The 12,781-nt window shown below is 47.0% G+C and carries 12 protein-coding genes; 2 read left to right on the plus strand and 10 right to left on the minus strand.

Annotation, left to right across the window (positions count from 1 at the left end):
* Position 1 precedes the first annotated feature (1 nt).
* The 6 genes from A8709_RS29995 to A8709_RS30020 all read right to left on the minus strand — a co-directional run bounded on the left by A8709_RS29995 (position 2) and on the right by A8709_RS30020 (position 7,274).
* A complete protein-coding gene (locus tag A8709_RS29995) occupies positions 2 to 1,861 on the minus strand; it encodes a sensor histidine kinase (RefSeq protein ID WP_084225620.1) in 1,860 nt (619 codons plus the stop codon).
* Positions 1,862 to 1,898: 37 nt separating this feature from the next.
* Positions 1,899 to 3,317, minus strand: coding sequence for an ABC transporter substrate-binding protein (locus A8709_RS30000; protein ID WP_065858157.1), 1,419 nt, complete (start codon positions 3,315 to 3,317; stop codon positions 1,899 to 1,901).
* A gap of 172 nt (positions 3,318 to 3,489) precedes the next feature.
* Positions 3,490 to 4,329, minus strand: coding sequence for a carbohydrate ABC transporter permease (locus A8709_RS30005; protein ID WP_065858159.1), 840 nt, complete (start codon positions 4,327 to 4,329; stop codon positions 3,490 to 3,492).
* 15 nt (positions 4,330 to 4,344) lie between these two features.
* Positions 4,345 to 5,268: a carbohydrate ABC transporter permease gene (locus A8709_RS30010; protein ID WP_244163365.1), complete on the minus strand. Its 924-nt coding sequence runs from the start codon at positions 5,266 to 5,268 to the stop codon at positions 4,345 to 4,347.
* A 217-nt stretch (positions 5,269 to 5,485) separates the two neighbouring features.
* A complete protein-coding gene (locus tag A8709_RS30015; RefSeq protein ID WP_167357209.1) occupies positions 5,486 to 6,685 on the minus strand; it encodes an ATP-binding protein in 1,200 nt (399 codons plus the stop codon).
* Between the two features lie 160 nt (positions 6,686 to 6,845).
* Positions 6,846 to 7,274 (minus strand): GTP pyrophosphokinase, encoded by a 429-nt coding sequence (locus tag A8709_RS30020; protein ID WP_065858165.1) that lies wholly within the window; start codon positions 7,272 to 7,274, stop codon positions 6,846 to 6,848.
* A 152-nt stretch (positions 7,275 to 7,426) separates the two neighbouring features.
* Between A8709_RS30020 and A8709_RS30025 the strand changes: the two genes are divergently transcribed.
* The gene (locus A8709_RS30025) at positions 7,427 to 8,293 is read left to right on the plus strand and encodes a pentapeptide repeat-containing protein (RefSeq protein WP_065858167.1); all 867 of its coding nucleotides are present in this window, start codon (positions 7,427 to 7,429) and stop codon (positions 8,291 to 8,293) included.
* Positions 8,294 to 8,307: 14 nt separating this feature from the next.
* Here the strand turns inward: A8709_RS30025 and A8709_RS30030 are convergent, their stop codons facing one another.
* Positions 8,308 to 8,778 carry a GNAT family N-acetyltransferase gene (locus tag A8709_RS30030; protein ID WP_065858170.1) on the minus strand — a complete coding sequence of 157 codons (471 nt, stop codon included), beginning with the start codon at positions 8,776 to 8,778 and terminating at the stop codon, positions 8,308 to 8,310.
* Positions 8,779 to 8,920: 142 nt separating this feature from the next.
* Here A8709_RS30030 and A8709_RS30035 point away from each other — a divergent pair, with 142 nt between their 5' ends.
* The gene (locus A8709_RS30035; protein ID WP_065858172.1) at positions 8,921 to 9,610 is read left to right on the plus strand and encodes a hypothetical protein; all 690 of its coding nucleotides are present in this window, start codon (positions 8,921 to 8,923) and stop codon (positions 9,608 to 9,610) included.
* A 76-nt stretch (positions 9,611 to 9,686) separates the two neighbouring features.
* Here the strand turns inward: A8709_RS30035 and A8709_RS30040 are convergent, their stop codons facing one another.
* The 3 genes from A8709_RS30040 to A8709_RS30050 form a co-directional block, all read right to left on the minus strand.
* Complete coding sequence (locus tag A8709_RS30040; protein WP_065858175.1) at positions 9,687 to 10,208, minus strand: YbjN domain-containing protein; 522 nt, start codon at positions 10,206 to 10,208, stop codon at positions 9,687 to 9,689.
* Positions 10,209 to 10,326: 118 nt separating this feature from the next.
* Positions 10,327 to 11,241: an eCIS core domain-containing protein gene (locus A8709_RS35325; RefSeq protein WP_065858177.1), complete on the minus strand. Its 915-nt coding sequence runs from the start codon at positions 11,239 to 11,241 to the stop codon at positions 10,327 to 10,329.
* Positions 11,242 to 11,364: 123 nt separating this feature from the next.
* On the minus strand, positions 11,365 to 12,744 hold the full coding sequence (locus tag A8709_RS30050) for a PP2C family protein-serine/threonine phosphatase (protein ID WP_208607769.1): 1,380 nt from the start codon (positions 12,742 to 12,744) through the stop codon (positions 11,365 to 11,367).
* Positions 12,745 to 12,781: the final 37 nt, after the last annotated feature.

The following is a 12,781-nucleotide window of genomic DNA, read 5'->3' on the forward strand; positions in this document are numbered from 1 at the left end:
GTTATCCTCCCTTTATCGGAATGATCATCTGAATCCTAGTCCCTTTATCAGGTTCACTCTGCACATCCATGTGGAATTTCTCCCCAAAGGTCATGGTCATGCGTTCATGCACATTAAACAGACCAATCCCCGAAAATCCGCCCCCAGTACCTTCCACAACAGCCATTCTCTTCTCGCCATGTACCAGCTTGTAACGGAGCGCTTCCAGCTTCTCCTCATCCATCCCGATACCGTCATCTTCTACGATGAGAATTAAGCTATCATTCTCGATCTGAGCTTGAATCCTAATAAGCCCTGCACTCCGATTGAGCCCATGTATAAGCGCATTCTCCACCATTGGCTGCAGGAAGAAACGCGGGACTTGAACGAGGAAAGCCTCCGATGGCACATCGAGCACGAAGGTCGCTTCCTCTCTCTGACGCATATTCATGAGATCGACATAGTGAGTGAGCAGGTCAATCTCTTCATGCAGCGAAATTTCATCCTGCTCCTGGCTGACACTCATCCGCAGTAATCGGGACAGGGAACCAATCATATTCGCGCTCTCTGGATCCCCTCGTCGCATGACTTTCATTCGAATGGAATTCAGCACATTAAATAAAAAATGAGGGCTGATCTGAGCTTGCAGCATCGCCAGTTCTGCTTTTCGTTTGCGGGCTTGCGTATCCGACACCTCGGCGATCATATCTTTGACTTTATCTAGCATCTGATCGAACGAGTAACCTAATCGGCCGATTTCATCCTGTCCCCGTACACCTGAACGAACAGACAAATTCCCCATCTGCACCAGCTTGGCGACCTTCCCTAACTGCATAATAGGCCGAGTAAATGTCCTCAGCAACAAAAGCAGCAGGATTAGAAAGACAACGAACGAGCTCATTTGTAAAATAAATACATTATTAAAAATCGTCGTGATATTTACAATAGCTTGCTTATAGGGCTGCATCGATACGAGATTCCAATCCGTCGTTCCTAGATTCAATGGCTGCTTCGTAATTAAGTAATTCTCCTTATTTACAGGCACAATGGCAGACGAACTAGCACCTTGCAGCTGTTGCAAATAGGAAAGCTTCGTGCCGATTTTCTTCGGATCCCGATGCGACATGATCTGATCATCTCCATTGACGATCATGAAATCAACGTGATCACCAAGCCGATCGAATAATTGATTGAGCTGGTTTTCCATCATCGTGACAACCACATAGCCATACAGCTCTTTATTATCAAGACGCAGGGTGCGAACGACGGATACTTGATACGGATTATCGACCTTTAACGTCTGGAATTCGGTCGGCGTTGTTCCTGTCCAATAGGACTGAAATCCATTCAAGTTCTTTAAATTTTCGAACCATGGCTCGGTTTTTAATTGTAAGGGATTATATTCGGAAATCGAGTAGTTCATGAAATAAGAACCGTCTGTCAGAAGGACAGTCACGAAGCAATGTTCGCCTAAAGCCATCAAGCTGAGACTATCTAACTCTTCGATGACACGGTTGGTATCGGTAAACTTCTGATAGGAATCCTCTTTGCCTTCGTAAGCGTTTCCAGAGGCAAGCATTTTAAAATAATGTGTCATTTCAGGGTTCACTTGAATGTAATTCGCGATGCTAAGCATGCGTTTCAACAAATTGGTCACGTTGCCGTTGATGAGGAGAAGCGATTCTTGGGCATTGGATACGGCCTGCTTTTTTACAGCTTCCTGCGTTAATCCGTTATAAATGAACAAGGTGCATGCGGCAGGCACGAGAATACAAGCGATCGAAGCGATCATTAATTTATACCGAACAGAACGAAGCGTAAGCCTTTCTTTGAAACGGCTCCACACGCAGAAATCCCCCTTAAAAGACAAAAAGGGGGCCATTCAAGCCCGCCCCCTGTTACCGCAAGTATACCAGAATTTACTTTTTATTCGAAGCAATAATTTTATCAACCTGATCCTGTGAATTCTTGATCATCGTATCGATGTCCTCTTTGCCAAGAATCAATTTCTCATACTCGGTGTTCAGCACCTTATACACTTCGGCTTGGTACGACGCTGGCGGAACAACCTGTGATGCCTTGGAGATCGCTAACGTGTTGACTAGGGAAGCTTTATCTACTTTTTCTGGATTTTTCGTGCCGCTAAGGATCGTATCGATGATGCTGGCAACGTCGTCATTTTTCACTTTGCTCCAGGAAGGAATGTTCTTTCCTTGTACAATTTGCCCCTCGGAAGTGTACCAACGAACGAACTTATAAGCCTCATCTTTATGCTTAGAGTTCGCGCCAACAGCAACGTAATCTGTTGTTACTGGTGTTAGACCGTTCGGATCGCCTGGGTTATTTTTAGGAAATGGAGCAACTGCGACATTGAATGTAAGCGGCACCTTATCCGTACCGCCGATCTCGGTGTTCATCCAACTGCCAATTGCAATCATACTCGCCGATTGATTGAAGAATTCGGTCCGATACGCGAGCTTCTGTGAAATGATATCCGCATACGGAACGGACGATTTGTCTTCTTTTTCCATTCTCACACGCAGCTCTAAGGTTTTCTTAAAGTTCGGATCACCAATGTTTGACGTGCCGTCAACCTTCAAGAGATCTGAATTGACGGGTTGGTTTTCCTGCATCAGCTTCAAGTATTCCATCCAACCCCCGCCTTGCGGGCCATGGAAGTAAGTACCGTAGCGCTTCGAAGCGCCATCGCCTTTGGTCAACTTCTTCGCGTAGTCAGCGAAATCGTTCCAAGTCCAATCCGTCGGAACTTTCAGCCCTACTTCGTCCAAGTTGTCTTTGTTTAACAACACGTACCATGGGTTAAATTTACCTGGAAGCGAATACACTTTGCCGTTCAAGTGCGTATCAACCTTGTATTCTTCCTCTTCCTTATATCCATCCTTAGCGATGAAATCATCTAGCGGAGCTGCCATACCAAGTCCTACGCGCTGTGCATAGGATGCGGGATCACTGAACATGAGAACGTCAATCGTTTCGCCCGAAGCAGCTGCCAAATCCAGCTTCTTCGTCGCTTCTTGTGTATCCCCTTTTTCACTAAGCTGGACCAGTTCCACTTTGATGCCCGGGTTCTTGGCTGTGAAGGCGTCCAACGTTTTCTTCCAGTTATACTGATCCTCTGTCCCATACGTGTACAAACGAATGTTGACGGGATCCACTTTTGTCGGTGCCGCTGTTGCTGCAGCCGTGGCGGCTGCTGTAGCAGCGGCTGACGCATCTGGAGATGCCGTCGTTGTGCTGCTTCCCGAGGAGCTGCAAGCGGATAATAAACCAACAACCATACTGCCTGCAAGAACACCTGACCATAGATTCTTTTTCATATGAACCCTCCTTAAAGTTTTCGCTAGGAAACTAGCAATTCTAGTGCTCTTTGTAATGGTTGATGAATCGTCGACAATTCACATTATAGCGAGACATAATTCTAACCTCATGAAACTAAATTTACTTTTTTAGAAAAATTTTTACCATTATGGGGATTTTTTGCATTAATATTCATCCTTTAATCCCTCCCACGGCTATGCCCTTGAGGACGTTTTTCTGACCAATAACGAAGATGATCAACAATGGCAGAATCGCAGACACGGCAGCAGCCATAATGAGTGAGTAGAATGCTCCACTAACCGAAGTGAATTTCTGCATGCCGAGTTGAATCGTGAATAATTTGTCAGAACGCAGGAAGATAAGTGGGTTAAAATAGTCATTCCATGTCCAGCCGAATCGGAGAATGGCATACGTCGCAACCGCTGGCTTCACCATCGGTAATCCGATGGCATAGAAAATCCGGAAGTGGCCTGCTCCATCGATCTTCGCTGATTCAATAAACTCTTGATGCACACCCATGAAAAATTGGCGCAGCATAAACGTTCCCAACACACTAAAGCTGCCCAGCAGGATCAAACCCAGATGACTGTCGAACAACCCAATATATCGGTACAGGATGAACTCAGGGATTATGACAGCATAATTAGGAATCATATACGTCGCGAGAACGATCATGAATAAATATTTGCCCGCTGTGAACTGAATTTTGGAGAAGCCATAAGCAGCTAAGCTAGACACCGTACAGGAAATCAGGGTCGTCAGTACACTGACTTTAATAGAATTCCAATAATATCGATAAAACGGATATTTCCCGAACCAGACTTCCTTATAGTTAGCGACCGCATGCCATTGCTTAGGAAGCCAATGGATCGGATAGACGAACACTTCATTTTCCACCTTTAACGAAGTCACGAACATCCAGAAAAAAGGCAGCAAAAAGAGTAAACTCCCCGCGAACATAATGATCGTAATGATACTTTTACGCCATTCCAATACGAATCGAGCCTTCATTGGTCCTCTCCTTCCTTAGTAGTTCACCCATTTTTTTTGAGCAGCCCATTGCCCAAGCGTAATGAGCAGAACGAATACGAACATAATGACCGCCATGGAGGAGGAGTATCCTACTTTTAAATTGACGAAGGCCGTATTATATAAATCCCAAAGCATATTCGTTGTCGAATTAATGGGCCCGCCTTGCGTTAAGATTGCAATGACCTCAAATACTTTGAACGTCGAAATGATGCCTGTAATCATCAGGAAAAAAGAAGTGGAAGACAAGAGCGGAAATGTAATACGTGTGAATTTCACCCAAGCATTCGCACCATCGATTTCGGCAGCTTCATATAAGTCACTTGGAATCGCTTGCAAGCCCGCAATATAAATGATCATATTAAACCCAATTGACGTCCAAATCGTAATCATCATGACCGAGATCAATGCGAAGTTGGGGTCTGCGATCCATAAAGGCGGATTCTTAAAACCAATCGATTTCAAGAATTCGTTAATGGGTCCATAGGACGGTTGAAAAAGCACCTGAAATACAATGGCAACCGCGACAATACTCGAAATATAGGGCATATAATAGGCGACTTTAAAGTAGCTTTTGAGGTATACATATCGATCGATTATGATAGCCAGCACCATCGAAATCAGCATATACACAGGTACTGCAAGTAGAAATAGGAAGTTATTCACGACAGATTTTATGAAAATATCGTCATGGAGGAGCTTCTTAAAATTCGCAATACCCACCCATTTCAAGCCATGTATACCTGCAACGAAATTCCAATCGGCCAAACTCAGCACGAACGTTGCTAGAATAGGCAGCAGGACTAGAATGAATACACCGAGTAACATCGGGCCCACGAAAAGAAAGCCCGCAAGTGTCTCTCCTTTTTGAAGTGACCGCGTCTTTTTTCTTGTCCGTAGGGCGGTGTCCGGCTGTCGGATAGTCCGTTCAACTGTGTGACGAATGGCTGCTCACCTCTGATCTTCTAAGATTGTTCTCATTATAATCAAAATACGATCCCCCCATATGACGGTATTTTGATGATCTTCACAATTATTTTTACTTATTCACCCAATTGCTGGTGGTTTCAACGACTAAACAGCATAAAAAAACCAAACGCAAGAACGATAGATCATGCGTTTGGCACATTATTTTCTTTTACAATGCTTCCAACAATCGTTGCCGATCCCCTGATCCGACCAAATGGATCAAATGCGCCAGCACTTTCTTCTGCTCGGGATTCAATCTGGCAAACACGCGAGGCTCTGCATGGCACAATTCCCTAATCGCAGCTTCCAGTTCATCTTTATGCGCGGTTGCTTCAGGATCACCTGCAAACGTTGGAAATGCCTTCGATTCCGCGAAATCCTTAATGACCGCATCGGATAATTTGCGTAAATAGGGCTGCCTTTTATCCGTAATAAAGCTGCCAAGCTCTTCAAGTAAGAATTGGAACGCGTCGCTCTTTCTACTGGAGCCGAACGTGAAAGCCTGTTGGCCGCTGACATCCTCATTCGAGAAATCAAACTGATCAAACAGCCTGCTCTGAATATACACACTATGGTAAAAGGCGTCGCCTTTATTGTTAAACGTTGTAGGCTGTTTATGTTTCTCTACCTGCTTCGAGTCGATGAAATACAGTTTGGAATACTCATGATTAATGCGATCCGCCCAGCGAATATAGGTGATGTTAAACTTCGTTTGGGACACCGGATGCACGGACATGAAGGATTCTTTCTCCGCGATCAAGCTCGCATAATCCAAAGGCTCACCATCAATTCGAATGACGTAAGGCTTGTCCGCATGAAGCTCCAAGAACCAGCCGAACTCTCTGCTTAAAAAAGCTAGACAATCCTCCAGCACGAACTCCTTGATCACATGATTAAAGGTAACGAGCGTGCCTCTGTCCCTGTCTGTCAGGGTGGGTTTCGTCACCTGATACTTATCTAAACTTCTGGCATGAATATGAATGTCATACGTGTTTTTGAGCAGGAGACCATCCTCATACGTGGTTTGCCAGATGGCTTCCGATGCAAAATGGTGAAACGTTAGGCGGCCTATCCCATTTTTACCATGCATGGCTGAGGTTGTTCGCACACGTTTATCCGGATCCACACTCTTCTCCGATTCATAGAATGGCGTGAATTTCGCCTCAACTTCTTGCAGCTTAATCCCATAGCCATTGTCAGCAATTACAATTTGCTCTACACCGTCTAGTATGTTTTTGTGAAGGGTTATGTCTACAACCGTAGCCTCAGCGTCGAAACCGTTCCAAATGTATTCCGCAATAGCTTGCAAATAATCAAACTTTCGAAGCGCTTTTTCGATACCTTTTGAGGATATTTTTATGTTGTTCATGGCGATCAACCCTTTCATCACATAATCACTTCAGATCCATACCTGTATCATATGGCAAAAAGCACATTTCGTATGTCGATTGGTGTCTTGCCTGGCCAAGTCTTTTTCGACAAAAAAAGCTGACACCTCTAGGTGCCAGCTCTTCCACTGAGACTTATTGCTACGCCTCTTTAAATTTCAGTTCAGCGATCGCTTTTTTGTACTTATCGATTCGTTCAACATCTTGACGGGTGGGATGTTCAATCCGGCTGAGGTCGCAATTGTCCTCTAAGTCGAGCAGCTTCACCACAGCGGCTAATGGATTGACTTTAATACGCTTGATAAAGCCTTCATACGATTCATCCGGTCTTCTCGTCAAGCAGTCTAACGCTTCAATAACGGATAAGCTAAAGCCTTCCTTTTTCAAATCAAATAAGGTTATATGCGAATCCTCCACGACATCGTGCAGCACGGCAACGATAGATTCTTCCGTTGATTGGGCCCGGCTGGCTAAGCGAATGGGATGTAAAATATAGGGATTCCCACCTTTGTCTACTTGACCATCATGTGCCTTAGACGCAATTAATATGGCTTTCGTTAGTGTGCTCATGAATGTTCTCCCTCTCACGTTGGTCGTGGAAACGTTTTTTCCCAGTTATAACACAACTCTTGCTTTTTGCATATGGCTTCTCATTGTATAATGGAAAATAATAACCAATTAGGTTGTCTATTCAAAATAATAACACAACAAGGAGATTGACAATGTCTACGCAATCCATACCAACAAGCCTCCCCGATGGGGATCGCTCTCATATGCAAGGAGACTGTGCGCGCTGCTTCGGCCTATGCTGTGTCGCACTGCCTTATGCTGCTTCGTCAGACTTCGCAAACACCAAAGATGCTGGTCAGCCATGCACCCATCTGCAAGATGATTTCCGTTGCGGTGTGCATACGCAGCTCAGACAAATCGGTTTTCGCGGTTGCACGGTGTACGATTGCTTCGGTGCAGGCCAGCATGTATCTCAGGTGACCTTTGGAGGACAAGACTGGCGCCAAGCGCCTAGCACGGCAAAGCCCATGTTTGATGTGTTTCCAAGGATGCGCCAGCTTCATGAGCTGCTCTGGTATTTGACTGAGGCTTTGAGCTTCGAGGCGGCTAGCGAGATCCATGATGAGCTTCGTGCCTCACTTGCTGAGACGGAGCGACTTACGCATCTCGATGCGGAGCGTCTCCTTCTACTAGACGTGGCGGCACATCGCGCCGCTGTCAATGTCCTGCTCCTGCGCGCAAGCGAGCTCGTCCGCGAGGAGGCGCTTCGCGCGCTGAAGAACGCGCCCGGCCGCCGCAAAGCTTACGGCCGAGGCGCAGATCTCATCGGCGCTAACCTCAAAGGCGCCGACTTGCGGGGCGCTAACCTGCGGGGCGCCTATCTCATTGCCGCTAATCTGAGCGGCGCCAATCTACGGAAGGCCGACCTCATCGGCGCTGATTTTCGAGATGCGGACCTCCGAGGTGCCGATCTGACGGACAGCCTATTTCTGACGCAGTTTCAAGTCAATGCAGCTAAAGGCGATGCGCTCACGAAGCTCCCGCCCTATTTAACCCGACCGCCACACTGGTCTTCCTAGGCATGGTGAGGGAATTAAAGTTCCTTCACCATGAGCCACACTGGGTAAGGATGTTCTTCCTCTTTTGCTAAAACACGCATGCCCCATTTCTCATAAAGGCGAAGCGCCCGCACATTAGTCGGTGCAACGCGTAGTTGATACGATTTGACGCTATATTTGCTGAAAAATCGCTCTGCATACGCAACTAGCTGCTGGCTATGCCCTTTCCCGCGGTACGACGGAATCAAATAGAATAGATTGGCATAACCAATCTGTTCCCCCTCGTAAGTCACAATTTGAAGCTCCATTTGACCGACGGGTTGCCCCTCTTCCTCAATGAGCACGAGTCCATCTGGAAACCGCTTGATGCGGTTGGCAATTCTATTCACATACTCGTCCGCGTCCCCGAACCCTTCCTCACTGCCGAAGCTCACTACATACGAATCCTTCCGAAAAGCGATAATCGTCTCTCGATCCTTGATCACATCGATCGTCCTGAACTCCATAAAGCACCTCCTTGTCGTGGTTACACTCAGCCAACTTTAAGCTAAAATTTATGTCCCATTCAGCTTGTTTTCTATATTCTTTCATATTATCATCTTACAATAAAGTCTGTAGAGACCAATATATAGGAGTGATACATACACAATGGACATGAAAAAAATTGCAGGCATATGCATTCTAATTCCCATTTTACTTAGCGGATGCGGGAATCAATCTGACACAAAAACAGCAGCCGCTGCCAGCACTACACAACCTCAACAAACCGCAGCAGCAACAGATGGCGGGCAAAAGAACCAGCAAAACCGCCCTGCGATGGACCCAGCGCAAAGACAGCTTTTCACTACGTTCCAAACGTTGATCATGCTGGATAAAGCCGATGGCTTAGCGATCACGAAAGAGCAAGCGCAAGCTATGCTTCCTGTCGCACAAGATATCGAAACGAAGAAAGAGCTAAGCGATGACAACAAAACGAAGCTGCTTGCTAATCTAACCGATGCCCAGAAAACATTCATCACGGACGCGGAAACTCGCATGAGTAATCGTGGGAATGGCGGTGGCGGTAATTTCGGTAAAAATGGCAACGGACAAGGTAAAACAAACGGCGGTACTGGTAATGCGCAATCACCAGATGCGTCCGCGAAGCCAAATGCTAATGCGACTGATGGTACTGGCAACGGCCAGCAAGCAGGCGGCAAGAGACAGAATGGCGGTAACGGTGGAAATGCTAATGGCGGTGGTCAAAACGGTGGCGGCGGAAATCGTCCTGCAGGCGGCGGCCAAATGGGCGATCCAGGAAAACAATTTATCGAGCTCCTGCAAACGAAGTTGAAATAAGTCGAATTATTTCCCAGGCAATGACGAAGACCTCCAACACCACGCGAAGTGGGTTTGGAGGTCTTTTTGCGTAAGCCTACGCTCTCAAAGCCTGAATAACTTGATCCGCAGCTGTTTCACCGCTGGCCACCTGTTCGATATATTCAGCGAACATATCACACATATACACGAACAGCGTGAGGATTTCTAATACTTCATCACTCTCGAACGTGCGCGAAGCCGAAATACTGTATACATAGCGATAATGAATCTCGCCTTCCTCGTTAATCCCAAAGTGACCGATAGGTAACCGAGTATTCACTTCCAATAGTAAGGAAGCTAAACCCTCGCGAGTACCTTCATGAAGGTGAAACGGCAGCGTGCTGTAGATTTGCAGGAGCTGAATAGCGACAATTTCCTCATCATTTAACGGTAAAAAACTAAAATGCAGGAACCGATCTCGCCCTTTGCTATCCTCTTGAAACCCTGCCATGAGCACGTGAAGCGGAATCGCTTCGGATTTCTCTAATAAATTCGTAGCCAGCTCGGCCTCATCTAAAATCTCTTTCAATTGCCCTAATTGCGCCAAATGACGCGCATGCGCAAGCTCTGTCAGCATACTGCCCGTCCTCCTATTTTCTCTTGCCCATCGCTTCAATTATTGCACTTTTCAACTTCATTTATCCGCGTTACAGACAGCTTTAGTTGTACTCCATGCACCCGCTTTCGATGCACGGTTACTTGCCACCGCGTTGTTGAACTACATGCGTCAGTTCATGACCAAGCAGCTCTTGGCCTTCACGCGTATCTGGATTGTATCGACCTTCCCTGAAAAACACATCATTCCCAGTTGCAAATGCCTCTGCTCCTAAAGATCTGTTAATCTTAGATGACTCTGAATCATTATGTATATTTACGTTGCTAAAATCGGTTTTGAACGCCGATTCCATCTTCGCTTGAATGCCTGCATCCATTTTGCTGCCGCTGCCTTGTTTCGCTTTGATCTGCGATTCAATCCCTGCATCCGCTTCAAAGCCCCCGCCTGCGCTCTCCGAACGCTGAATGGATGGCTTCATCTGCAGCTCTTCTTCCTCGCTTTCACCGCCTTCGGAGCGTTGAATCGCGTCTGACGATGGCTTCATCTGCAGCTCTTCTTCCTCACTCTCACTGCCTTCAGAGCGTTGAATCGACTCTGATGATGGCTTCATCTGCAGCTCTTCTTCCTCGCTCTCGCCGCCTTCCGAGCGCTGGATCGACTCTGATGATGGCTTCATCTGCAGCTCTTCTTCCTCGCTTTCGCCGCCTTCTGAGCGTTGGATCGACTCTGATGATGGCTTCATCTGCAGCTCTTCTTCCTCGCTCTCGCCGCCTTCCGAGCGTTGTACATCAGGCTTCGAAGAGGTACCACTTTCGGATGCTGCAATGTGATCCGCTGCTTCTTTCCCCATTTGATCCGCTTCTTGCTCGTACGCATCACCAACAGGTCCAACCGTCATCTTCGTCTGAATGTTCAACATATTGCCCACAGCACGATTGCCGATGGCACGCTGAATATTCATCAAATCAGAGGATGCTGACGCACTGTTCGTTTTGTTGCTGTTATTCGTGTGCAGAGAAGAATCTGGTTGCCGGTTAATATGCGATTTGTGCATGGGCGTAACCCTCCTAGCGAACTTTTAATGGGAACATTCCTTACTTGCAAATTGCACTTCTACCTATCCGTCCTATGCTTGATGTCTATATATGTACTATATCACAACGCTTTGCAGCGGAGATTACAAATTCATAGGTACACGATCCACAATGAGCACAGCGATATCATCAGACTGAACGGCTCCATCTGCAAAATGATCTACATCCCTAACCATCTGTGCGAGCAACAGCTCTGGTGCACTCGATTGTTCCCGCAGTAATACATCCTTGAGACGAGCAAATCCATACTGCGCTAATTGCTGATCTTCAGCTTCTGTAATACCATCGGTGTACACGATAATTCGATCACCCAACTCAAGCGTAACCTCATTATCCATATACGACATATCGTCTAGAACCCCAAGCGGAAGCCCCTTCTTCCCTTTCAAAAGCTCCACCTCACCGCCAGCGCGCACGATATATGGAGGGCAATGACCGCCATCACTATACAAAAGTTGACCTGTCGTGACGTTCAGAACCCCACAGAAAATCGTCGCAAACATCGTCGAGTCATCTTTATATAGCTCTTGATTAACCGATGTCAGCAGCTCTCCTGGCGTCAGCTCCGCAGTCATTTTACCTTTCAGCAGCGTCATGGTCACCGCCATAAATAAAGCTGCGGGAATCCCTTTGTCCGAGACATCGCCAAGTACGAAGAACAGACGGTCCTGATCGATGCGAAAATAATCATAGAAATCGCCGCCCACTTCACGAGCTGGGCGAATCGTCGCCAAAGCGTTGGCTTCCGCCCCAAGGCGCTCACCACTCGCTGCTCCCCCGCTGCTTTGCAAGCTTAAACCCTTCCGAGGAAGAAAGCCCATCTGAATGTCCGTTGCAATTCGCAGTTCGCTTTCCATGCGTTCTTTGGCTGCTGTGGTTACTTTCAAAGCATGAATTGACTTCTCCAATGCATCGTACAGCATCGCATTCTCTAAAGAAGCCGCTGTTGGCGAGGCGATGGATTCCAGCAGCTGCAAGTCACGATCAGTGAAAGGTGCTTCGCCCCTTTTGTTCAACACCTGCAGCACACCGATGATCTTCCCTTTGCTTACCAAAGGGACACACAGCATGTTCCGCGTCGGATAATCCACCCGTTTCGCGACCTTGGACGACCAGCGCTCGTCCTGAGCGGCATCGTCGATCTTAACCGACTTTCCGGTCTGGGCGACCCAGCCCGCGATACCTTCGCCGATTTTGAGGCGGATTTCACGTACCTCATCGCCTTTGGCTCCAAGCGCAAGATCGAAGAACAGCTCACCCTTTTCCTCGTCGACCAAGATGACAGATGAGGCCTCCGCATTCATGATGCGGGATGAGGTTTCCATGATTTTGACTAACAGATCCTGTTTACGAATCGTTGAATTGACTTCCAGGCTCACATCGAACAACTGCATCGTCCGCTGAAGCTCGACTTCCGCTGCTAACCGCTTACGATTCCCGAGCTGCCACTGAATAACAGCCATAAGGCACAAAACTATGAGCACTCCTACGACAACACTC

Source organism: Paenibacillus pectinilyticus, from assembly GCF_001700435.1.
Classification (GTDB): Bacteria; Bacillota; Bacilli; order Paenibacillales; family NBRC-103111; genus Paenibacillus_E; species Paenibacillus_E pectinilyticus.